Consider the following 21,373-nt stretch of genomic DNA (forward strand, 5'->3'; position numbering starts at 1 on the left):
CATGCCCGCCTATGACTACATCCATGACGGCACGGCGATCTATGAGCGCTCCTTCGCCATCATTCTCGCCGAGGCCGACCTGTCGCGGTTTTCCGATGCCGAAGCCGATGTTGCCATCCGCATGATCCACGCCTGCGGCCAGGTCGAGGCCGCGCAGAACTTTGTTTTTTCCGAAGATTTTGTCGCCGCCGCGCGCGCGGCACTGGCGGCCGGCGCGCCGATCTTCTGCGATGCCGAGATGGTCTCGCACGGCGTCACCCGCGCCCGGCTGCCGGCCGGTAACGAGGTGATCTGCACGCTGCGCGACCCGCGGACGTCCGACATAGCGAAAAAGATCGGCAACACCCGTTCGGCCGCAGCCATCGACCTGTGGGGCGAGCGCATGGCCGGTTCGGTCGTCGCCATCGGCAATGCGCCGACAGCACTTTTCTACCTGCTGGAGAAACTGCGCGACGGTGCGCCGAAACCGTCTGTCATCATCGGCATGCCGGTCGGTTTCGTCGGTGCCGCCGAATCAAAGGACGCGCTGGCCGAGAATTCCTACGGCATTCCCTATGCGATCGTGCGCGGCAGGCAGGGCGGCAGCGCCATGACCGCCGCCGCCCTCAACGCATTGGCGAGGCCGGGCCTGTGAACGCGATCGCAAAAGGCAGGCTTGTTGGCGTCGGCACCGGTCCCGGCGACCCCGAGCTGCTGACGCTCAAGGCCGTGCGCGCGCTGGCCGAGGCCGACGTGGTCGCGCATTTCGCCAAGCGCGGCAACAACAGCAATGCGCGCGCCATCGTCGGCGCGCATTTTCGTCCCGATTTGATAGAGTTGCCGCTGCTCTATCCCGTGACCACCGAAATCGACAAGGAGCACAGCGATTACCGGTCGCAGATAGCGGATTTCTACGAAAAGTCGGCCGAAAAAGTCGCCAAGCACCTCAGCGCCGGCAGGATGGTCGCGGTGCTGTCGGAAGGCGACCCGCTGTTCTACGGCTCCTACATGCATCTGCATGTCAGGCTGGCACACCGCTTCCCGACCGAGGTCATTCCCGGCGTCACCGCCATGTCCGGCTGCTGGTCGGCGACCGGCCTGCCGATCGTCCAGGGCGACGATGTATTGACCGTGCTGCCCGGCACGATGAGCGAATTCGAGCTGACGCGACGGCTCGCCGATACCGATGCTGCAGTCATCATGAAGGTCGGCCGCAACCTGCCCAAGATCAGGCGCGCGCTGGAGGCGACCGACAAGCTAACGCGTGCCGTCTATGTCGAGCGCGGCACCATGCCGGGCGGCGTCTCGATGCGGCTGGCCGACAAGCAGGACGACAAGGCGCCCTACTTCGCCATCGTCCTGGTGGCCGGCTGGTCCGGCCGCCCCGAAGCATTGGTGGAGGGCGGGGCATGAGCGGCCGCCTGATCGTCATCGGCCTTGGGCCTGGCAACGCCGATCAGGTGACGCCAGAGGCGAGCCGCGCCGTCGCCGAGGCAAAATTCTTCTATGGCTATAAGCCCTATCTCGACCGGCTCGACCTGCGCCCCGACCAGACCTGCGTTGCCTCGGACAATCGCGAGGAGCTGTCCCGCGCCAAGGACGCGCTGGCAAAGGCTGCGCAGGGCCACGATGTCGCCGTCGTCTCGGGCGGCGATCCCGGCGTCTTTGCCATGGCGGCGGCCGTCTGCGAGGCGATCGAGGCCGGCCCGGCCGAATGGCGTGCCGTTGACGTTGCGATGCTGCCGGGCATCACCGCCATGCTCGCGGTCGCTGCCCGCATCGGCGCACCGCTCGGCCATGACTTCTGCGCCATCTCGTTGTCCGACAATCTGAAGCCGTGGGAGCTGATCGAGCTGCGGCTGCTGGCGGCGGCGGGCGCCGGCTTCGTCATCGCGCTCTACAATCCGATCAGCAAGGCGCGCCCCTGGCAGCTTGGCCGCGCCTTCGAATGCCTCACAGCGATCCTGCCCGGCACCACGCCGGTCGTCTTCGGCCGTGCCGCCGGCCGTCCCGACGAGCGCATCGAGGTGTTTTTGCTGGCCGACGCCGACGCGGAAAAGGCTGACATGGCGACCTGCATCATCATCGGCTCGCCGGAAACCAGGATCATCAGGCGCGGTGAGAAACCGGCGCTGGTCTACACGCCGCGTTCGGCAGCGGGCCCAAGAAAATGACTGACCAGAAAATGATCGACCATTGCGGCAAGGGCTTCGACGGTTTCCGCCGAAGGGACATCGGGCAGCGTCGGCCTGCGGATCATGACCACCTCGATGCCAAGCGCCCGCGCCGCGGCGATCTTGCCGTAGGTCGCCTCGCCGCCACTGTTCTTGGACACGACGACATCGACGTGGTGGTCGCGAAGCAGCGCATGTTCGTCCGCTTCCCGGAACGGCCCGCGCGCCAAGAGATAGGTCGCGTCGGGTACAGCGAGTCTTGGCTCGACCGGATCGACGCTGCGGATAAGATAGTGATGTTGAGGGGCGGCCTCGAAGGTAGCGACCTCCTGCCGACCGAGCGCCAGGAAAACGCGGCGTGGAGCCGACCCCAGCGCCGTCACTGCGCTGGCAACACTGTCGACCAGTGTCCACCGGTCGCGTTCGACAGGCTCCCAGCCGGGGCGCCTGAGCGCAACGATCAGCACGCCGGTGTTGCCCGCCGCCTCCGCCGCGTTGGCGGAGATCAGTGCCGCATAGGGGTGTGTGGCGTCGATCAGCAGATCGATCTGGTTCTCGCGGAGATACGCCGCCAGCCCATCGGCGCCGCCGAAACCACCCGTACGGGTGGGCACGTCTTGCGCGACAGGATTTTCGGTGCGGCCGGCCAGCGACAGCGTGAGCGACACATCCGGGCGCGCGGCCAGCTTTCCCGCCAGTTGCCGGGCTTCGGTCGTTCCGCCGAGTATCAGAATGCGGTGGGTCATCATGCCTGCTGAAGGTCCGCGCGGCACCAGATGCACCTGGAAATGGCTGACAGTGATCGGCATCGGCGAGGACGGTGTAGCGGGTCTCGGCGAAGAGGCCAAGCGGTTGATCGCCGAGGCCGAATTCGTCTTCGGCGGCAAGCGTCACCTTGCCCTCGTCGCGTCGCTCAGCAAAGGTGAAGCACGGCCTTGGCCGGCCCCTTTCGATTCCGAGATGCGCGACGTGCTGGCGCTTTCCGGCAGGCGCGTCTGCGTGCTGGCTTCGGGCGATCCGTTCTTCAATGGCGTCGGCGTCACCCTTGCTCGCAAGATTCCTTCCCAAGAGATGCAGGTGATTCCCGCCCCTTCGGCCATGTCGCTGTCCGCCGCCCGCCTCGGTTGGGCGCTGCAGGATATCGAGACCATTTCGCTGCACGGCCGCTCGATCGACCTGATCCGGCCGCTGCTGCATCCGGGCACCCGCATCCTTGCGCTGACGTCGGACGGCGATGCACCAGCAGCGATTGCGCGGCTGCTGACCGAATTCGACTTCGGTGCCTCGCGGCTGACCATTCTGGAGGCGCTGGGCGGCCCGAACGAAAGGCTGCGTTCTGTTCGAGCCGACGCCTTCGACCTCGAAAAGATCAACCCGCTCAACGTGCTGGCCACCGAGGTTGACTCGACTTCAGAGGCACGCATCCTGCCGCTGACGTCGGGCCTTGCCGACGATTTGTTCGAGCATGACGGCCAGATCACCAAGCGCGAAGTGCGCGCCATCACCCTGTCCGCCCTCGCCCCCAGGCGCGGCGAATTGCTGTGGGACATTGGCGCCGGCTCGGGCTCAATTGGCATTGAATGGATGCTGGCCCATCCCACGATGCGCGCCATTGCCATCGAGGCCGATCCAACCCGCGCCGCCCGCATCCACCGCAACGCTTCACATTGCGGCGTGCCCGGTCTTGCCGTCGTCGAGGGTTCGGCACCGCAGGCGCTCGCCGGATTGGAGACGCCGGACACGATCTTCATCGGCGGTGGCGGCAGCGATACCGGCGTGCTGGGCGCGGCCATCAAGGCCCTGCGTGTTGGCGGCCGGCTGGTCGCAAACGCGGTGACGCTGGAGATGGAGGCGCTGCTTCTCGCCCGTCACGCCGCGCTCGGCGGCGATCTCACCCGCATCTCTATATCCCGTGCTTCACCGGTTGGTTCGATGCAGGCATGGCGGCCGGCTATGCCGGTCACCCAATGGAGCTGGGTCAAGCCATGATGATCGCGGGCATCGGCAGCCGCAAAGGCGTGGATGTGCAAGGCGTTCTTGCGGCGATAGAAACAGCGCTGGAAGCGCATGGGCTGGCGATGACGGCGCTTTCGGCGCTCGCCACCGCTTCTCTGAAGCACGACGAGCAGGCAATCTTCTCGGCGGGGCGCGAACTCGCCCTGCCAGTGATCGTTGTCGAGGACGATGCGCTCAGTGCCGCGTCTTCGCGTGCAATCAGCCGCTCGAGTCTGTCGCAGGAACATGCCGGCACGCCATCGGTTTCCGAAGCCTCCGCGCTTGCCGCCGCCGGAAAAGGCGCGAAACTGCTTGGGCCGCGCATCGTGCTCGGCCCGGTCACCTGCGCCATCGCCATCAGCGGAGACGCGGCATGACCGTCCACTTCATCGGCGCCGGACCGGGCGCGGCCGACCTAATCACCTTGCGCGGCAGCAGACTGCTGGCAAGCTGCCCGGTCTGCCTCTATGCCGGCTCGATCGTCGCCCCGGAACTGTTGCAGCACTGCGCGCCCGGCACGAAATTGATCGACACCGCGCCGATGTCGCTCGACGAGATCGAAGCGGAATATGTGGCCGCCCACCAGGCCGGCCACGATGTCTCCCGCCTGCATTCCGGCGACCTGTCAGTGTGGAGCGCTGTCGCCGAGCAGATCCGCCGGCTGGAGAAGCACGGCATCGCCTATACGTTGACGCCGGGTGTGCCCTCTTTCGCAGCCGCCGCGGCAGCGCTGCGTCGCGAACTGACCATTCCCGAAGTCGCGCAAAGCCTGGTGCTGACCCGCATCTCCGGCCGTGCCTCAAAAATGCCGCCCGGCGAAACCCTGGCCGGTTTCGGCCGCACCGGCGCGACGCTGGCCATTCATCTTGCCATCCACGCCATCGACCGTATCGTCGCCGAGTTGACCCCATTCTATGGCGCCGATTGCCCGGTGGCGGTCGTCTTCCGTGCTTCCTGGCCGGACGAGCGCGTGCTGATCGGCACACTGGCCACCATCGAGGCGCAATTGGCCGCCGATCCGATGGAGCGCACGGCTATCATCTTCGTCGGCCGCTCGCTGGCAGCGGAAGGCTTTGGCGAGAGTTCACTTTACGACGCCCACTACCAGCGGCGTTTTCGCGGGCGGGACGGATTGTGAACGACAGCACCGGAAACAGAGGTGGAAACGCGACGATCGAACAGGCTTTGGCCCGGCTGAATTTCAAGCCGCGCCAGCTGGAGCCGGGCCATGTCTGGCTGGCCGGCGCCGGCCCTGGCGATCCCGGCTGCCTGACGCTGGAAGTGCTGGCCGCGCTTGGGCAGTGCGACGCGCTCGTCTACGACGCGCTGGTCTCGCCCGATGTTGTCGCTGTCGCTGAGGCCCCGGAGCTTTTCTACGTCGGCAAGCGAGGCGGCCAGCCGTCGATGAAACAGGACGACATCACCGCTCTGCTGGTTCGGCTGGCGCGAGAAGGCCGCCGCGTCGTCAGGCTGAAGGGTGGCGACCCCTATATTTTCGGTCGCGGCGGCGAAGAGGCGCTTGCGCTCGCCCGCGAAAACATCCCGTTCCGCGTCCTGTCCGGCCTGACTTCGGGCCTCAGCGCGCTTGCCGGCGCCGGTATCCCGGCCACCATGCGCGGCATCAACAAGGCGGTGATCCTGGCCACCGGCCACGCCGCCGGCACCGATGACGATCTCGACTGGGCGGCAATCGCCCGCACAGGCCAACCGGTCGTCGTCTATATGGGCATGGCCAATCTGCCGCTGATATCAGCCTCGCTGCTCGAGGGCGGCCTGCCGCCTTCCACGCCTGCTGCAGTGATCGTTGCCGCAACGACGCCGCAGGAACGCATCGTCGTCGCCACGCTCGCCACCATTGCCGAGGAAGCGGCTGCAGCCGGGTTGACCTCACCGGCGCTGATCGTCGTCGGCGGCATCGTCGCGATGCGCGCGGCATTGGCGGGCGAGCCATGACCCGCGCGATCATCATCGGCGCGCCGCGCTCGGGTTCGGGCAAGACCAGCGTCACCATCGGGATCCTGCGCGCGCTCGCCAGGCGCGGCCTGAAAGTGCGCGGCGCCAAGTCCGGCCCCGACTATATCGACCCCGGCTTCCACACCGCCGCGACAGGCCTTTCCGGCGTCAATCTCGACAGTTGGGCAATGCCGCCCGCCTTGCTCAACGCGCTGGCAGGTGACGCGACTGAAGATGCCGATTTCATCTTCCTCGAAAGCGCGATGGGCTTGTTCGACGGGATTCCCGCTGCTGTGGGCCGCACCGGCTCGGCCGCAGATCTTGCCCGGCTCTACGGCCTGCCGGTGCTGCTGGTGCTCGACGTTTCCGGGCAGTCGACCACGGCGGCGGCCGTCGCCAAGGGTTTTGCTACATATGATCCTGATGTGCGCATGGCCGGCGTCGTGCTCAACCGGCTGGGCAGCGAGCGTCACCGGCGGCTTTGCAGCGATGCCATCGAGGCGTTCGGCCTGCCGGTGGTCGGTGCGATCCTGCGTGATCCCTCGCTCAACCTGCCGGAGCGCCATCTCGGCCTCGTTCAGGCCGGCGAATATGAGAATTTGATGGTCCATCTCGACCGACTGGCCGACATGGTCGAACGGTCGCTCGATCTCGACGCCATCATGGCGCTGGCGGCGCCATTTGAACCTGCGCCGGGCAGCTTCAGCGACGCGCTGCCGCCGCCCGGCCAGCGCATCGCGCTGGCCGAGGATGCCGCCTTCACCTTTCTCTATCCGCATGTCGCGACGCATTGGCGCAAGGCCGGGGCGGAGATTGTCCGTTTCTCGCCACTCGCCGACGAGGCGCCCAGCGACAATTGCGATGTCTGCTGGCTGCCCGGCGGCTATCCTGAGCTTCACGCCGGCCGCCTGGCTGCGGCTGCAAATTTCAGGGCCGGCATTGAGGCGTTTTCGGCAACGCGGCCGGTGCATGGCGAGTGCGGCGGCTTCATGGTGCTGGGCGAAGTGCTGGAGGATGCCTCGGGAGAGACGCACAGGATGCTCGGCCTGCTCGGTCACTCGACTAGTTTTGCCAAGCGAAAGATGAATCTCGGCTATCGCGAGGCGCGGCTGCGCGCCGGTTGCCCCCTCGGAGCCCAGGGCACGCTGATCCGTGGCCACGAATTCCACTATGCGCAGATGACCGCGACCGGCAATGACGAGCCGCTGGCCGACCTCTCTGACGGCCAGGGCAATCCGCTCGGCGCCTCCGGTTACCGCCGCGGCCATGTCAGCGGCACGTTCTTCCACGCCATTGCGAGAGGCTAGAGCATGATCCCGAACCGGAGATCCGCGTCAGCGAAAAGTGGGAACCGGTTTTCGGAATAGATCATGCTCAAACTCCAGACCCTCTCGCCTCGGCAAATCCTCGACGACATCGCGCTCTGCCTCGTCTTCTTCACCCGGCTGCCGCTGCCGGTCGTCGATTTTCGAGACCGCAGCCTTGCTGCCGCGATCTGGTCGGCGCCCGTCACCGGCCTTGCCGTCGCGGTCATCGGCGCGCTCGCCTACGCTGTGGGCATATGGCTCGGCCTTGCCGCCGGCCCGGCAGCGGCACTTGCCCTGGCCGCAACCTTGCTCACCACCGGCTGCATGCATGAGGATGGACTTTCGGATGTCGCCGATGGTTTTGGCGGCGGCAAGACGCGCGACAGGAAACTGGAGATCATGCGCGACAGCCGCATCGGCGCCTATGGCGCTTGCGCGCTCGGCCTCTCGCTGCTGATCCGCTGGAGCGTGATTTCGGAATTCACCGGCCCGGTCCAGGTTTTCGCCGCTCTCATTGCCGCGCATGCCGCTTCGCGCGGCTTGTTCGGCGCTTTCATGCATCTGCTGCCGCCGGCGCGCAGCGACGGTCTCTCGGCCGAAGCAGGGACCGTGTCGGCCGAAACCGCCATTGCCGGCGCCGCGCTCGGCTCCGTGGTGCTGCTGACGCTAGGGTTGGGTGGCGCGGTCGCCGCATTCATCCTGCTCTGCCTGGTGTTTGCCGCCTTCCGTATGCTGTGCCTCAGCCAGATCGGCGGCCAGACCGGCGATACGGTCGGCGCGCTGCAGCAGTTTGGCGAGATCGCAATCCTGCTCGTCGCTTCCGTTTCCCTTTCCTGACTCTATTTCGGAGACTTTTCCCCATGTCTTTCAAATCGCTTGATGAATTGCGCGCGGCCTGCCTCGATCTGTCTGCCGGCAGCGACGCCGCGGCAAATACTGTCGCCCGTCGCCAGGACACGCTGACCAAGCCGCAAGGCAGTCTTGGCCGGCTGGAAACCATCGTCGCCTGGCTTGCCCGCTGGCAGGGCCGCGACATGCCGCAGCTCGACCGCGTCAAAGTCTTCGTCTTTGCCGGCAACCACGGCATCACCGCACAGGGCGTGTCCGCCTTCCCGTCGGAGGTCACCGTACAAATGGTGGCGAATTTTGCCGGCGGCGGCGCCGCAATCAACCAGCTCGCCCGCATCGCCGGTGCGGATCTCGACGTCATTCCGCTCGATCTTGAGCATCCGACCGGCGATTTCACGCAAATGCCGGCGATGGACGACGAAGCCTTCCTCGCCGCCGTTGCGGCCGGCTACGGTGCGGTTACGAAAGACCTCGACCTCGTCTGTTTCGGTGAAATGGGCATCGGCAATACCACGCCGGCGGCTGCCATTTCGGCCTCCCTGTTTGGCAGCGGCGCGGAAAAATGGACCGGGCGCGGCACCGGCGTCGACGATGCCGGCCTAGTGCGCAAGATCACCGCCATTGAGGCTGGCCTCAAGCGCCACGCCGAGGCGCTTGCCGACCCGCTCAAGATCGCAGCAGCCCTTGGCGGGCGCGAACTCGCCGCCATCTTTGGCGCGACGCTGGCCGCGCGCCATTTAGGCGTACCGGTGCTGCTCGACGGCTTCGTCTGCACCGCTGCCGCCGCACCTTTGGCGAAATTGCACCCTGCCGGCCTCGCCCACGCGCTCGCCGCGCATGTCTCGGCCGAATCCGGCCACCGCCGCTTGCTCGAGGCGCTCGGCCTGCCGCCGCTGCTCGATCTCGGCATGCGGCTCGGCGAAGGCTCCGGCGCCTGCCTCGCCGTCAACATCGTCCGCTCGGCGCTCGAATGCCATGCCCGCATGGCAAGCTTTGCCGAGGCTGGCGTGTCGGAGAAGTAAATGCTCGCAAACTCATGAGAGGCGACACGGCTCGATACAGGGGCGTGAGACGGCATTTATCGTCTCACGTTCTCACCCCGTTCCGGGGAACTTTCCACCTAAATCTTTGAAATCTGGTAGTGTGCCGAGAGTTCTGCAAATTCGCTGAGAGGGGCGGTCATGGCAGGCTGGTGATGTTCAACGTCACCTGATTCCCGCGAAGGAACGCCACCATGACCAAGACTGAAAGTAAGCCTGCCAGCGCCGCCGTCAAAGACATTCTGCTTTCCAACCCGCAAGGTCTGCACGAAGTGATCCGGGCGGTGATGCAGGAGGTGCTCGAGGCCGAGATGGACGAGGCTCTGGGTGCTTCGAAAGGCGAGCGCACGCCGGAGCGGCTCGGCTATCGCTCGGGTTATTATGGCCGCACTCTTGTCACCCGTGTCGGCAAGCTTGAGCTGCGAGTTCCGCAGGACCGGGCCGGCCGCTTCTCCACCGAGCTTTTCGAGCGTTACCAGCGTTCGGAGCGGGCCTTGGTGGCGACGCTTGCGGAGATGTATGTGCAGGGCGTTTCGCAAGGGCGTCGAGCTGGTCGTGTCCGATGATCATGCCGGCCTGGTCGCGGCGATCGGCGAGGTGATCCCGGAAGCGGCATGGCAGCGCTGCTACGTGCACTTCCTCAGGAACGCGCTCGATCACCTGCCGAGAAAGCATGGCGACGATTGCCTGCAGGAACTGCGCTGGCTCTACGACCGGCGCGATCTCGCCGAGGCCAAGGCCGATCTCGCCGCATGGCTTTCCAAATGGTCGGCCCGCTACCCACGACTGACGACATGGGTGGAGGAGACCATCGAGTACACGCTGACCTTCTTTCGTCTGCCACGCCAGCACCACAAGCATCTCAAGAGCACCAACATGCTTGAACGGCTCAACGAGGAAATCCGACGCCGCATCTATGTCGTGCGCATCTTTCCAAACTCACAGAGCTGCCTGCGCCTCGTCAGGGCGCTGGCCGTCGAAACCAACGAAAACTGGATGGAGGCCAACCGCTACATCAACATGGACGATCTGCGAGAGCACAAGAAGCTCGCTCTGCGCCAAGCCGCATGACCAGCACAATGGCCGCCCCTTTTTGCAGAACTTGACGCACACAACCTGAAATCTTTGGTGGGTGCGACAGGGATCGAACCTGTGACCCGCTGATTAAGAGTCAGCTGCTCTACCAACTGAGCTACGCACCCACTCGCCGGTAAAACCAGCGTCGGCGGGCATATAGCCGCCGCCATCCGCCATGTCCAGCCCTGCCGGATTCATTTCCCGACAAATCGCCTTGAGGCGATGACGATCAGACGAATAGTCTGCCTTCCGCCACCTTTACCGCATGGCCGCCGATGCGGGCGGCGGCCAGTTTGCCGCCTTCGACAGTCAGTTCGAGGCGGATGCGCGAAGGCCGCCCCATCTCCAGCCCTTGCTCGATCCACAGTCGCGAGACCCCGTCTCGCGGGCCGTCGAAATGCATGATCGCGCCGGCGAAGGCGGCGGCCGCCGAACCGGTCGCCGGATCTTCATAGGAGGGACTGCCGGGCACGATCATGCGGACGTGGAAGGCGCTATCGTGGTTCACCGTCTCGCGGCAGTAGACATACGGGCTGGCGAAGGCCCATTCGCTCTTGCGGGGTGCTAATTCCGACCACGCCTGGTTATCCAGCCTTATCCGAGCGGCGGCCTCCAGATCGGCGACCGGAACGGTCACATAAGGCACGCCGGCCGACCAGAACGAGACGCGGTGGTTTTCGAAGCCGATTTCGTGCGGTCCGAGCCCAAGTGCTGCGCCGATCGCCTCCGGGTCCGCGACAAGTTCCAGTGGCTCCGGCAGTTTGGCCAGGTCGAACTCGGCAAAGGTGACGCCATCGTGCTTACTGACGGCGCAGCGCACCGGGCCGATATTCTCCTCCAGGACGAAGATGCCGGCGGTGTCGCCATCGCCAGCCATTTCGGCAAGCGCGATCGCGGAACCGACAGTCGGATGGCCAGCGAACGGCATCTCATAATCGGGCGTGAAGATGCGGATGCGGGCGCGGTGCTTGGGATTATCAGGCGGCAGCACGAAAACGGTTTCCGACAGGTTGAACTCGCGTGCGGTGGCCTGCATCGCGGCCGTGTCCAGCCCCTTGCTGTCAAGCACGACGGCCAGCGGATTGCCGGCCAGCCGCTCGGTGGTGAACACGTCATAGAGTAAGTAATTCCTGGTCAGCATTGTAGAAAGCCTTCTGCCTCAATCCCAACATGGGCGAAATTTAATTTGATATTTGAACCATTAGGCCTGATCTGTGCACTGATGGGATCATCACTGTTTATAGGGGTCCGGCGTGGACCAGATTGTCAATCTGCCAAAGACGGAATCCACTTCCGAAATAGAGACGGCACTCGGACTTGACCACCTGGGCCTGAAGAAGAAGCGCCGGCGCGGCTGGCTTTATGGCCTGCTCGTGCTGGTCGCCATCGCCGCAAGCCTCGCCGGCTACCAGTGGTATGCCGGGTCTCCAACCAAGATCGACTATACCACAGTGCCGGCGGCTGTCGGCGACCTCACCGTCGAGGTATCGGCCACCGGCACGCTACAGCCCCTCACCCAGGTCGACATTTCGAGCGAACTCTCCGGCGTCGTTCGCTCGGTCGCGGTCAACGAGAACCAGCAGGTGAAGAAGGGCGATGTGCTGGCGGCGCTCGACACCGCCAAGCTGGAGGTGCAGATCGAGCGCGCCGAGGCTTCCGCCAAGGCGGCGGCCGCCAATGTCGAGACCGCCACCGTAACCCTCACCGAAAACGAAAAGGCGCTTGTGCGCGCGGCGGCGCTCACCAAGCGCGGCATGGCGACGGACCAGTCGCTTGAAGCGGCGACAGCGACGCGCGACCGCTCCAAGGCAACGCTCGACAGCGCCAAAGCCAATCTTGCCATCGCCAATGCCGATCTCAAGGCGCAGCAGACGGACTTCGCCAAGAGCTCCATCTATGCGCCCATCGACGGCATCGTTCTAACGCGCTCGGTCGATCCCGGCCAGACGGTTGCCTCCTCGCTGCAGGCGCCGGTGCTGTTCGTCATCGCCGCCGACCTCAGAAACATGGAGTTGAAGGCAGCGGTCGACGAGGCCGATATCGGCGCGGTCAAGCTCGGCCAGCATGCGCGCTTCACCGTCGACGCCTTTCCGGAACGGCCGTTCGACGCCGAGATCCGCGACATTTCCTATGCTTCCGTCACCACCGACGGCGTCGTCACCTACGACGCGCGATTCGAGGTCGACAATAACGAGCTTCTGTTGCGGCCCGGCATGACTGCCACCGTATCGGTCGTCACCAGGGAGGCAAAAGGCGTGCTCACCGTACCGTCGACGGCTTTCCGTTACCGGCCGGCGCAAACAGCCGCCCGCGGGTGGAGCCTGAGCGACCTGTTCACGGGCCGTATAGGCCGCCCAGGCGGCAACCGCCAGCGCCAGGCGACGGCGCAGCCCACGGACGGCTCGCGCACCCTCTACGTGCTGGAGAATGGCCGGCCCCGGCCGGTCAACGTCAAGATCGGCTCCACCGACGGCGAACTGACCGAGATCACCTCCGGTCTTGCAGAAGGTGCGCAAGTCATCACCGCAGCGCAGCAGCGGAGCTGAAATCATGTCAGGCTCGCTGCTCATCACCTTCGACAAGGTCTGGAAAAGCTATGGCCAGGGCGAGGCCACGGTCCATGCGCTGGCTGGCGTCGACCTTGCTATCCGCAGCGGCGAATTCGTCGCCATCATGGGACCGTCCGGCTCGGGCAAGTCAACGGCGATGAACATCATCGGCTGCCTCGACACGCCGACGACCGGAACCTACAGCTTCATGGGCATCGATGCTGGCCGTCTCGACCGCAACCGCCGCGCTATGCTGCGCAATCTCTATGTCGGCTTCGTCTTCCAGGGCTACAATCTCCTGCCGCGTACCACTGCGGTGGAGAATGTCGAACTGCCGCTGATCTATCGCCGCGTCGCCGCCCGCGAGCGTCACGACCTCGCCATGAAGGCGCTGGCCGAGGTCGGCCTTGTCGGCCGCGAGCACCACACGCCGGCCGAGCTTTCCGGCGGCCAGCAGCAGCGCGTGGCGATCGCGCGCGCCATCGTCACCAGGCCAACCCTGCTCGTCGCCGACGAGCCGACCGGCAATCTCGACACCGCCCGCACTCACGAGATCATGGAACTCCTGACGCGGCTGAACACCGAGCTTCGCCTCACCATCGCCATGGTCACGCACGAGGCCGACGTCGCCGGTTATGCCGAGCGTACTGTTCGCTTCCTTGATGGCCATGTCGCCTCCGACGCGATGAATCTCGAGGTGGTGTAACCATGATCTGGGAAACCGTCCGCCTCTCGCTGCTTTCGGTCCGCCGCAACGTGCTGCGCTCGTTCCTAACGCTGCTCGGCATCGTCATCGGTGTCGCCGCCGTCATCGCGATGCTCACCATCGGCTCGGGCACCACCGAGAAGGTCAAGGCCGATATCTCCAAGCTGGGCAGCAATTTGCTCGTTGTTCGTCCCGGCCGCCCTGCCGGACCCGGCGGACCGGGAGGGCTCGACCAGGCCACACGTCCGCTCGGCAGCAAGGAGCTTGCCGCGCTCGTCACACACCTCAGCGGCGCCCGCGCCATCTCGCCTGCCTCGCAAAAGCAGGTCCGCGTCATCTTCGGCACCGAAAGCCTGACGTCGGGTGTCACCGGCACCGACAGCGCGTATCTCGACGCGCGCGACTGGAAGCTGGTTTCGGGCCGCCCGTTCAGCGATTCGGAAATCCGCTCGGGTACCGGCGTTTGCCTGATCGGCGAGACCGTGCGCCAGCAGTTCTTCGGCGCTGGCGACCCCGAAGGCGAGATCATTCGCGTCAACCGTAGCTCGTGCAAGATCATCGGCCTGCTCGAGCCGAAGGGCTATACCGGCTTCGGCCAGGACCAGGACAATGTCGTGCTGATGCCGCTCGCCGCTTACCAGCGCCGCATCGCCGGCAACCGCGACATCGACTCGATCTACATCGCCGCCGACGACCGGACACCGACCACCGAGTTGCTGCCACGCGTTGACGACATTTTGCGCGACACACGCCGCATCACGCCCAACCGCGAAGACGATTTCTCGATACGCGACATGACCCAGATCGCCGACGCCATGGCGAGCGCCACCACGACGATGACTGGCATGCTGGGAGCGGTCGCCGGTGTCAGCCTGTTGGTCGGCGGCATCGGCATCATGAACATCATGCTGGTGTCGGTCACCGAGCGCACCCGCGAGATCGGCATCCGGCTGGCCATCGGCGCGCATGAAAAGCACATCCTCATCCAGTTCCTGGTCGAGGCGACCGTGCTGTCGCTGCTCGGCGGCATCATCGGCATCCTGATCGGCCTGGCGCTTGCCGGCCTCGCCTCGCTGACGCTGGCCATCCCGTTCGCGCCAAGCCCGGCGGTGATCCTGCTCGCCGTCGGCTTCTCGGCGCTGATCGGCATGGTGTTCGGTTTCTTCCCGGCGCTGCGTGGCGCGCGGCTCGATCCGATCGACGCGCTGAGGCATGAATAGCCGGCGGAGCGTGCGTGCCTTCAGATGTCCCCCAAAATCTTGACGCTGCCGTCGCCCTCCCCCTGTCGCGAAACAATCCCCGGTGATAGCAATCGCCTTGGGGATATGGGGGAATAGTGGGATGAGCAAGAAAGAGCGAGTGGCTTTGGTGACGTTGATCATCGAGGCCGCGTTAGCGGGGCTTTGGTGGTATTTGGCCAGCTATGGCATGGCCAACCCCGATCATGTCACCGCCGATTTCCAGCAGATCGTCGGTCAGACGATGGGAACGGCGATGGGTGCGCTTTTGGGTATCGGCGTCATGCTGTTTTTCGTCGCCGCCCGCAACGACCGCAAAACCATCGAAAACAAAATGCGTCGTTAGAGCGACGTGCGTCCACTTGGACGCACAAAGTACGCTGTAACGCATCGTGCTTTCCGAAAAATCGATTTCGATTTTCGGGCGATGCCTTAGTCCTTGCCGGCAAAATGCCACTCGATCAGGGGCTTCATGTGCGGCATCAGCCCGTCCGGCAGGTCATCGGCATTGCGGATGATGATAGGCCCGTCGATTTCCGGCTTTGCCTCGGTGGCGACAAAGGCACTGATGCGCTGCGCGACCTCGTCGGCGGATGCCGTCTCGCGATAGCGGCGAAAGATCACCGTGCCGGTTGCCGTCGACAGGGCATAGTAGCGCCTGCCGCGTGTCGCGCCGGCAAGATTGAGGCCGGTTTCTTCCCGCACCTCGCGGATCATGTTGAAGTCGACATCGACAAGCCCGTCGCGGAAATCGGTTGGCTCGAACGAGCCGGCGGCGAAGTAGACGCGGCCGGCATTGACCGTGTGCGACGCCATGCGGATCGCCACCAGCGCATTGTCGCCGGCGACCAGCATGGCATGAGCATAAGCGTGCTCGGCCCCCGCCACCTGGCGATTGCCGCGCCAAAGCATGAAGGTCGAGTAGCGCACCGCATGGCAGCGGCCTACGAGGCGGTTATCGCGATAGCTGAGCGCCGAAAGCAGCACCACGGTGCCGTCGAACAACGCCGGGTTGGCTGCGGTCTCGCGCTGCCAATTCTCGGCGATCGCTTGCACCTTATCGCGTTCGAACGGATGCGGGTTGGGGTCGAGCCTGACGTCGACGGCGTCGACCGGAAGGATGATGTTGCGCGGCAGGTCGAAGCTCAACGGAGCGCCCTCAGGCCATATCCAGAGTGATCGCCACCGGGCAGTGGTCCGATGCCTTCGGCCGGTCCCAGCCGGCACGCGGAAAGCGCTCCACCTCTTGGCCCGCCGGAAATATCGTGCGCCAGGGCTGGCCGTTGCGGATGATGTCGGGAACGGCTGTCGCGTTCCTGGCTGCCAGCGCCTTCGACAACAGGATGTAGTCGAGCTGGCACAGATGCCGCTCTTGCGGTCCGCGCGTATGGTATAAGGTCCAACGGTCCATCTCCGGGCGTCGCTCGACCGCATTCTCACAAAAGCCGCCGGCGGTGAGCACGTTGAGGCAGGACTGGCTCTCATCGATCACCTCGAAGCGGTAGCCGTCAAAGACGTCGCCGGAGATCTTCACGCGCTGCCGATAATCGTTCATGTCGCCGCAGATCGCCCAGCTTTTATCGGCGGCGTGATCCCCGCCGAAACGCTCCTCGATGATCAGGCGCACCGCTTGCGCCTCGGCCATGCGCAGCGGCATTGTCGCCTGGCGGCCGTCCAGACCGTTGCGGGGCGATCCCATCGACTTGAAGTGCACCAGATAGAGTGTCAGCGGCACGCCGCCGACAGCCAGGTCGATTTCCAGGCAGTCGCGCCGAAAGATGCGGTGGTTGGCCTGGTGCCCAAGCGCTGCCAGTTCCGGCGTGTAAAGGCCGAATTGCTCGAACGTGACATAAGCGTGGCTTGTCATGCGCACGAATTCGATCGGCTGGCCCTGCGCGGTCTCGTTGCGCATCATCACGGCGACGTCGATGCCGCGCGAATCGTTGCCGGCGGTGGTGTATTTCTGGCGGTAGCCATGCCCGACCATCTTGAACAGATAGCCGTGTTCGAAAGCCTTCAGTGCCTCGATATTGTCGACCTCCTGCATGCAGATGATGTCGGCGCGGGTGGCCGCGATGGCCAGTGCCGTCAATTGCCGCGTATCGTCGGATTGCGCGATCGCCCGCGCCTGCTCCAGCATCTTGTATTCGGCCTCGCTCTGGATATCGAACAGCGCCAGCGTGCGATCTTCATGGAGCTGGTTGCGGTATCCGGAAAAATCGAACCTGTTCATCAGGTTTTCGACATTGAAGGTGGCGAGGCGCAGCGACATGGCGGTGACCTTTGCCCACATGCGCGCTCGAAAACAAGGGCCTGCCCTGCCCGTCATGGTTGACGAAACCTTTCCGTTCATCCTCCGTTCAGGCGCGAAGTTCCATGAATGACATTCTTCCTCGCCGGGCGTGGGGCCTGAAATCTCTTGGAGAGTGCAATGAAACCGCTCTTTTCTTTTTCTGTCCGATCCGGGCTGCTGGCGCTGGGTCTTGTGGCCGGCCTGTCGGCCCCCTCGCTCGCCGGCCCAATTGCCAAACCCGTGCTGCCGGTGCCGGCCAACGCCGTCGCCCCCGAGATTGTGCCGGTCCGCGAGAGTTGGGCCGGCGGCAACGACAGGCGGAGCGAATGGCGCTGGCGCAATCGGCACGGCGCCCGGGAGTGGCGGGGCGGCGGTGATCATCGGAGATGGCGCGGTCGCAACGAAGCCTGGAGATGGCGTGGCGACAACGACGACTGGCGCTGGCGCCATCGTCGTCATCATCGCCGTCATTTCAACGATTCCGCGGTCTTTTTCGGCCTGGGTCTCGGGCTGCCCGCCTACAACTATTACAGCGGGCCGAGCTACTATGAGCCGCGCTATTACCCGCCTCGGCGTCAGTATCGCACGCGGGGACTTTCCAGCGCCCATGTCCGCTGGTGCTACGACCGCTACCGGTCGTATCGCCCCTGGGACAACACGTTCCAGCCCTACGGGGGTCCGCGCCAGCAGTGCTGGTCGCCTTACAGCTGAGCAGAGCGACTGATGAACTCCAAACGGCGCCGCGCCTCGCAGCGCCGTTTTCATCTGGCCACTTCTTCTGAGGCTGTTTCCGCCCTTTTCTGAGCGATGATAACGCTATGTTTATCAGGCGGGCCTAATTACCTTGCCGATCGCACCACATGAAATGCGATGATCGCCGGGGTTGGGCGCGCGATGTCTGAAGACGAACACAGGGACAAACGCAGGCAGCGCGTCTTCAAGGGTGCGACGATCCTGACCGGCATGGCCAATTCCGAGGTCACGTGCACTGTGCGCAACATGCATGACGGCGGCGCCGAACTGAAGGTCTCGATCGACGCACGCGTGCCCGACCAATTCCTGCTCTATGTGCCGACCGACGGCATCGCCTACAAGGCAGTCGTCCGCTGGCGCCGCGAGGACCGCATCGGCATCATGTTCACCGGCACGGAGCCAAAGCCCCACTGGCACTACGGCTGAATCCCCTGAACGGCGCCCTCTAACCAGTCGACGAAGTTAGGAGAGAGAATCTCCTAGAATACCCCGACGAGCAGTGCGGCCCCGGCAAGGAAGGCAGAGGCGGAGGCCCACAGGATCCAAAGCCCTCGCACCCTGCATTCGAGAACGGCCGCAGCGGGATTGGCGGGATCGTAGTGGACCTCGACCTTGCTGCCCTGGAGGTAGCGCTGCGATCGACCGCTGACGAGGCCTGGCAGCGAGGCCGTCACGTTCGAGTCGAAAGCGACGCGGTCGGCGGCATAGCGCTGGTCGGCGACGCTATAGCTGTAGACGACGCGGGATTTGAAGACGGTTCGCCAAGGCCGGTACCCACCACCCTTCAACCTGTCGCGGATCTGGAATTTCTGCAGGGCCGAAGCGTCGATGCGTCCCGTGGTGACAGGCCATCTGGCTGCCTGTTCCGCGAGCGACTTCTGGGCAAAGCCCATGCGCAGGGTAAACAGTCCCATGACAAGCAGCAGGACCCCAGCGCCGAGGTTCTGCGGCTTGGGCAAATGCGGCCCGATCGCCTCCAGGATGCCGCCGACGGAGAACACCAACACCATGGCTCCAATCACCAGCCCCGCCGAAATCTGGATCATGAACTTGAGGGCGCCGTCGGGCATGGTGCGCTCGATCACGGCCTTGGCCGGATCGGAAGGGTCGTAAAAAACGGTTACGTCGGCTCCCTTCGGAAATCGCGCAAGGGTTTCGGGAACGGCGAAGTTTCCGACATTCTCCTGCACGCTGTAGCGGGAACTGCGGAACGTTTTCCCGCCGACCTTGTACTCGTAGATGATCGCCGGGAAGCTTCGGGTCTCGGTTGAACCTCTGCGTTGCGAGCCGGATCCCGAACTGGTCACCTCGCGAGCCTCCACTCGCGACGAGAGGATCTTTCCAGGAGTCGGAAACCAGCGACTGACCGCTCTCACCTCTCTCCATTTCAACAGCGTAACAACGCTCAGCATGCCGGCGACCACGCAGGCGAACCCGACCAAAAGAAATTTGAGTTCCAAAGTATCCCCTCGGCGAAGCGTGCCCTGCCCAGCGCACTCATACCACGATGGTGAGAACAACTCGCCTGCCGCCTTCGCCGAAGAGCCGGCGGATCGCTCCGCCGGCTCTTCTAACGCAAAGATGAAATTGCGGATCAGTTCTTGGCCTTGTCGACCAATTTGTTCTTCGAGATCCACGGCATCATCGCGCGCAGCTTGGCGCCGACTTCCTCGATCTGGTGGCTGTCGTTGTTGCGGCGGATGCCCTTGAAGCGCGACATGCCGGCACGGTATTCCTGCATCCATTCCGAGGTGAACTTGCCGGTCTGGATATCCTTCAGGACGCGCTTCATCTCGGCCTTGGTGTCGGCGGTGATGATACGCGGGCCGGAAACGTATTCGCCCCATTCGGCGGTGTTCGAGATCGAGTAATTCATGTTGGCGATACCGCCTTCGTAGATCAGGTCGACGATCAGCTTGACCTCGTGCAGGCACTCGAAATAGGCCATCTCCGGCGCGTAGCCGGCTTCCACCAGCGTCTCGAAACCGGCTCGGATCAGCTCGACCAGGCCACCGCACAGCACAACCTGCTCGCCGAACAGATCGGTCTCGCATTCCTCGCGGAAATTGGTCTCGATGATGCCCGAACGGCCGCCGCCGACGCCGCAGGCATAGGACAGAGCGAGATCGAGCGCGTTGCCCGAAGCATCCTGGTTGACCGCGACCAGGCACGGCACGCCGCCGCCCTTCTGGTATTCGCCGCGCACCGTGTGACCGGGCCCCTTCGGCGCGATCATGACGACGTCGACCGAGGCCTTCGGCTCGATCAGGCCAAAGTGCACGTTGAGGCCGTGGGCGAAGGCAATCGCCGCGCCATCGCGGATGTTCGGTGCGATCTCGGATTTGTAGATGTCGGCCTGCAGCTCGTCCGGCGTCGCCATCATCATCAGGTCGGCCCATTTGGCGGCTTCCGCCACGCTCATCACCTTGAGCCCGTCGGCCTCGACCTTCTGAGTGGTCGCCGAGCCGGCCTTGAGGCCGATGGCGATATCCTTGACGCCGGAATCCTTGAGGTTGAGCGCATGCGCCCGGCCCTGGCTGCCATAGCCGATGATGGCTACCTTCTTGCCCTTGATCAGGTTGAGATCGGCGTCGCGATCGTAATAGACACGCATTTTTCTTTCCTTCCCGTTGTGAATTCAGAGCATGATGCCGAAAAGTGTGAAGCGGTTTTCGGACGACCTCATGCTCTATCTCTTTGATTTAGAGCCGGATTCAGATTCAGGTCGACTTGACCTGAAATCATCCGACTCTAGGGGGGCCTTGCGGCCCGGTTTTTGCTCCGTAAAGAGCGAGAAACTGCTGCGTTGCCCGGACGGCATCGCCGCCGATCCCCGCATCAGTCAATTTCAGCCGGTCGCCGAGCAGCAGGCGGATCTGCACATCACGGGCGACCAGCCCGAAAAAGGTGCGGAATGCCGCTTCGGCATCCGAGAACTCGAGAATCCCGGCCTGCTGGCCGGCCTCCAGCACCGGCTTCAGGCGCCTGGCCAGCGCGAAGCGGCCGTTCTCCAGCACGATGGCGCCAAGATCGTCCTTGCCATCTTTGCGCCGGATTGGGCCGGCACGGCCGACCGCCACCCGGTTGAGCGCGATCGAGGTGTCGCTCGAAATCACCTTGAGCCAATCCGAGGCGAAGCGCTCGAGGCTCGCCGTCAGCGAAGCAAGGTCGAGCCCCTTGCGGTCGACCGGCACCACCCGCACCTTGGACGCTTGCCATTGCACCGTTGCCGTCAAAAGCCCGTCGCGATCGCCGAACCATTTGTAGAGCGTTTCCTTGGAACAGCTCGCCCGCCGCGCTACGGCGGTCATGGTCAACTGATCGCCCTCCTCGACCAGCAGGCGAAGTGCGGCGTCGAGCACGGCTTTCTGCCGCTCCGTCAGCGCTTCGCCGGTGTCGATGTCGACGCTTGCCTGTAACAAACTGTTTTCCTGCTCGATGACGGCGGCAGCCGGGGCCG

At 64.5% G+C, this 21,373-nt stretch carries 23 protein-coding genes, 1 tRNA gene and 1 pseudogene; 17 read left to right on the plus strand and 8 right to left on the minus strand.

Annotation, left to right across the window (positions count from 1 at the left end):
- Position 1 precedes the first annotated feature (1 nt).
- The 3 genes from NKH36_RS03815 to NKH36_RS03825 are packed head-to-tail and all read left to right on the plus strand — an operon-like array spanning position 2 to position 2,153.
- Positions 2-634 (plus strand): precorrin-8X methylmutase, encoded by a 633-nt coding sequence (locus NKH36_RS03815; protein ID WP_352960166.1) that lies wholly within the window; start codon positions 2-4, stop codon positions 632-634.
- Complete coding sequence (locus NKH36_RS03820; RefSeq protein WP_352960168.1) at positions 631-1,392, plus strand: precorrin-2 C(20)-methyltransferase; 762 nt, start codon at positions 631-633, stop codon at positions 1,390-1,392. The genes NKH36_RS03815 and NKH36_RS03820 overlap by 4 nt, the downstream gene beginning before the upstream one ends.
- Positions 1,389-2,153 (plus strand): precorrin-3B C(17)-methyltransferase, encoded by a 765-nt coding sequence (locus NKH36_RS03825; RefSeq protein ID WP_352960170.1) that lies wholly within the window; start codon positions 1,389-1,391, stop codon positions 2,151-2,153. The genes NKH36_RS03820 and NKH36_RS03825 overlap by 4 nt, the downstream gene beginning before the upstream one ends.
- Here NKH36_RS03825 and NKH36_RS03830 read toward each other — a convergent pair.
- Positions 2,117-2,899 carry a cobalt-precorrin-6A reductase gene (locus NKH36_RS03830; RefSeq protein ID WP_352960172.1) on the minus strand — a complete coding sequence of 261 codons (783 nt, stop codon included), beginning with the start codon at positions 2,897-2,899 and terminating at the stop codon, positions 2,117-2,119. The two genes, NKH36_RS03825 and NKH36_RS03830, sit on opposite strands and share 37 nt — an antisense overlap.
- Position 2,900: 1 nt before the next feature.
- On the opposite strand from NKH36_RS03830, the gene cbiE reads away from it, so the two are divergent.
- From cbiE to NKH36_RS03870, 8 genes and pseudogenes are all read left to right on the plus strand, one after another.
- On the plus strand, positions 2,901-4,142 hold the full coding sequence (gene cbiE / locus NKH36_RS03835; RefSeq protein ID WP_352960174.1) for a precorrin-6y C5,15-methyltransferase (decarboxylating) subunit CbiE: 1,242 nt from the start codon (positions 2,901-2,903) through the stop codon (positions 4,140-4,142).
- A complete protein-coding gene (locus NKH36_RS03840; protein WP_352960176.1) occupies positions 4,139-4,525 on the plus strand; it encodes a cobalamin biosynthesis protein in 387 nt (128 codons plus the stop codon). Before cbiE ends, NKH36_RS03840 begins: the two co-directional genes overlap by 4 nt.
- Positions 4,522-5,286, plus strand: coding sequence for a precorrin-4 C(11)-methyltransferase (gene cobM / locus NKH36_RS03845; protein WP_352960178.1), 765 nt, complete (start codon positions 4,522-4,524; stop codon positions 5,284-5,286). Before NKH36_RS03840 ends, cobM begins: the two co-directional genes overlap by 4 nt.
- Positions 5,283-6,101, plus strand: coding sequence for a uroporphyrinogen-III C-methyltransferase (gene cobA / locus NKH36_RS03850; protein WP_352960180.1), 819 nt, complete (start codon positions 5,283-5,285; stop codon positions 6,099-6,101). Before cobM ends, cobA begins: the two co-directional genes overlap by 4 nt.
- Positions 6,098-7,408 carry a cobyrinic acid a,c-diamide synthase CobB gene (locus NKH36_RS03855; RefSeq protein WP_352960182.1) on the plus strand — a complete coding sequence of 437 codons (1,311 nt, stop codon included), beginning with the start codon at positions 6,098-6,100 and terminating at the stop codon, positions 7,406-7,408. Before cobA ends, NKH36_RS03855 begins: the two co-directional genes overlap by 4 nt.
- 63 nt (positions 7,409-7,471) lie before the next feature.
- On the plus strand, positions 7,472-8,245 hold the full coding sequence (locus NKH36_RS03860) for an adenosylcobinamide-GDP ribazoletransferase (protein ID WP_352960184.1): 774 nt from the start codon (positions 7,472-7,474) through the stop codon (positions 8,243-8,245).
- A 23-nt stretch (positions 8,246-8,268) separates the two neighbouring features.
- A complete protein-coding gene (cobT, locus tag NKH36_RS03865) occupies positions 8,269-9,279 on the plus strand; it encodes a nicotinate-nucleotide--dimethylbenzimidazole phosphoribosyltransferase (RefSeq protein ID WP_352960186.1) in 1,011 nt (336 codons plus the stop codon).
- A gap of 212 nt (positions 9,280-9,491) precedes the next feature.
- A pseudogene (locus NKH36_RS03870) lies at positions 9,492-10,368 on the plus strand (transposase).
- 55 nt (positions 10,369-10,423) lie between these two features.
- Here the strand turns inward: NKH36_RS03870 and NKH36_RS03875 are convergent.
- A tRNA-Lys gene (locus NKH36_RS03875) sits at positions 10,424-10,499 on the minus strand.
- A 104-nt stretch (positions 10,500-10,603) separates the two neighbouring features.
- On the minus strand, positions 10,604-11,515 hold the full coding sequence (locus NKH36_RS03880) for a PhzF family phenazine biosynthesis protein (RefSeq protein ID WP_352960188.1): 912 nt from the start codon (positions 11,513-11,515) through the stop codon (positions 10,604-10,606).
- Between the two features lie 112 nt (positions 11,516-11,627).
- Between NKH36_RS03880 and NKH36_RS03885 the strand changes: the two genes are divergently transcribed.
- The 4 genes from NKH36_RS03885 to NKH36_RS03900 all read left to right on the plus strand — a co-directional run bounded on the left by NKH36_RS03885 (position 11,628) and on the right by NKH36_RS03900 (position 15,213).
- Positions 11,628-12,920 carry an efflux RND transporter periplasmic adaptor subunit gene (locus NKH36_RS03885; RefSeq protein WP_352960190.1) on the plus strand — a complete coding sequence of 431 codons (1,293 nt, stop codon included), beginning with the start codon at positions 11,628-11,630 and terminating at the stop codon, positions 12,918-12,920.
- Positions 12,921-12,924: 4 nt separating this feature from the next.
- Positions 12,925-13,629 (plus strand): ABC transporter ATP-binding protein, encoded by a 705-nt coding sequence (locus NKH36_RS03890; RefSeq protein WP_502911955.1) that lies wholly within the window; start codon positions 12,925-12,927, stop codon positions 13,627-13,629.
- Positions 13,630-13,631: 2 nt separating this feature from the next.
- Complete coding sequence (locus NKH36_RS03895; protein WP_352960192.1) at positions 13,632-14,849, plus strand: ABC transporter permease; 1,218 nt, start codon at positions 13,632-13,634, stop codon at positions 14,847-14,849.
- 121 nt (positions 14,850-14,970) lie between these two features.
- A complete protein-coding gene (locus NKH36_RS03900; protein ID WP_352960194.1) occupies positions 14,971-15,213 on the plus strand; it encodes a hypothetical protein in 243 nt (80 codons plus the stop codon).
- Between the two features lie 86 nt (positions 15,214-15,299).
- Here NKH36_RS03900 and NKH36_RS03905 read toward each other — a convergent pair whose 3' ends face one another.
- Both NKH36_RS03905 and NKH36_RS03910 read right to left on the minus strand, forming a co-directional pair.
- Positions 15,300-16,016, minus strand: coding sequence for a hypothetical protein (locus NKH36_RS03905; protein ID WP_352960196.1), 717 nt, complete (start codon positions 16,014-16,016; stop codon positions 15,300-15,302).
- Between the two features lie 10 nt (positions 16,017-16,026).
- Positions 16,027-17,139 (minus strand): endonuclease/exonuclease/phosphatase family protein, encoded by a 1,113-nt coding sequence (locus NKH36_RS03910; RefSeq protein ID WP_352960641.1) that lies wholly within the window; start codon positions 17,137-17,139, stop codon positions 16,027-16,029.
- 159 nt (positions 17,140-17,298) lie between these two features.
- Between NKH36_RS03910 and NKH36_RS03915 the strand changes: the two genes are divergently transcribed.
- Together NKH36_RS03915 and NKH36_RS03920 are read left to right on the plus strand one after the other, a co-directional pair.
- Positions 17,299-17,871, plus strand: coding sequence for a BA14K family protein (locus tag NKH36_RS03915; RefSeq protein ID WP_352960198.1), 573 nt, complete (start codon positions 17,299-17,301; stop codon positions 17,869-17,871).
- A 183-nt stretch (positions 17,872-18,054) separates the two neighbouring features.
- A complete protein-coding gene (locus NKH36_RS03920) occupies positions 18,055-18,339 on the plus strand; it encodes a PilZ domain-containing protein (protein WP_352960200.1) in 285 nt (94 codons plus the stop codon).
- A 53-nt stretch (positions 18,340-18,392) separates the two neighbouring features.
- Here the strand turns inward: NKH36_RS03920 and NKH36_RS03925 are convergent, their stop codons facing one another.
- From NKH36_RS03925 to NKH36_RS03935, 3 genes are all read right to left on the minus strand, one after another.
- The gene (locus NKH36_RS03925) at positions 18,393-19,325 is read right to left on the minus strand and encodes a DUF3592 domain-containing protein (RefSeq protein ID WP_502911968.1); all 933 of its coding nucleotides are present in this window, start codon (positions 19,323-19,325) and stop codon (positions 18,393-18,395) included.
- A gap of 182 nt (positions 19,326-19,507) precedes the next feature.
- Complete coding sequence (ilvC, locus tag NKH36_RS03930; protein ID WP_352960204.1) at positions 19,508-20,527, minus strand: ketol-acid reductoisomerase; 1,020 nt, start codon at positions 20,525-20,527, stop codon at positions 19,508-19,510.
- Between the two features lie 127 nt (positions 20,528-20,654).
- Complete coding sequence (locus NKH36_RS03935) at positions 20,655-21,335, minus strand: TetR/AcrR family transcriptional regulator (RefSeq protein ID WP_352960206.1); 681 nt, start codon at positions 21,333-21,335, stop codon at positions 20,655-20,657.
- Positions 21,336-21,373: the final 38 nt, after the last annotated feature.

Source organism: Mesorhizobium sp. M1312 (assembly GCF_040318115.1).
Lineage (GTDB): Bacteria > Pseudomonadota > Alphaproteobacteria > Rhizobiales > Rhizobiaceae > Mesorhizobium.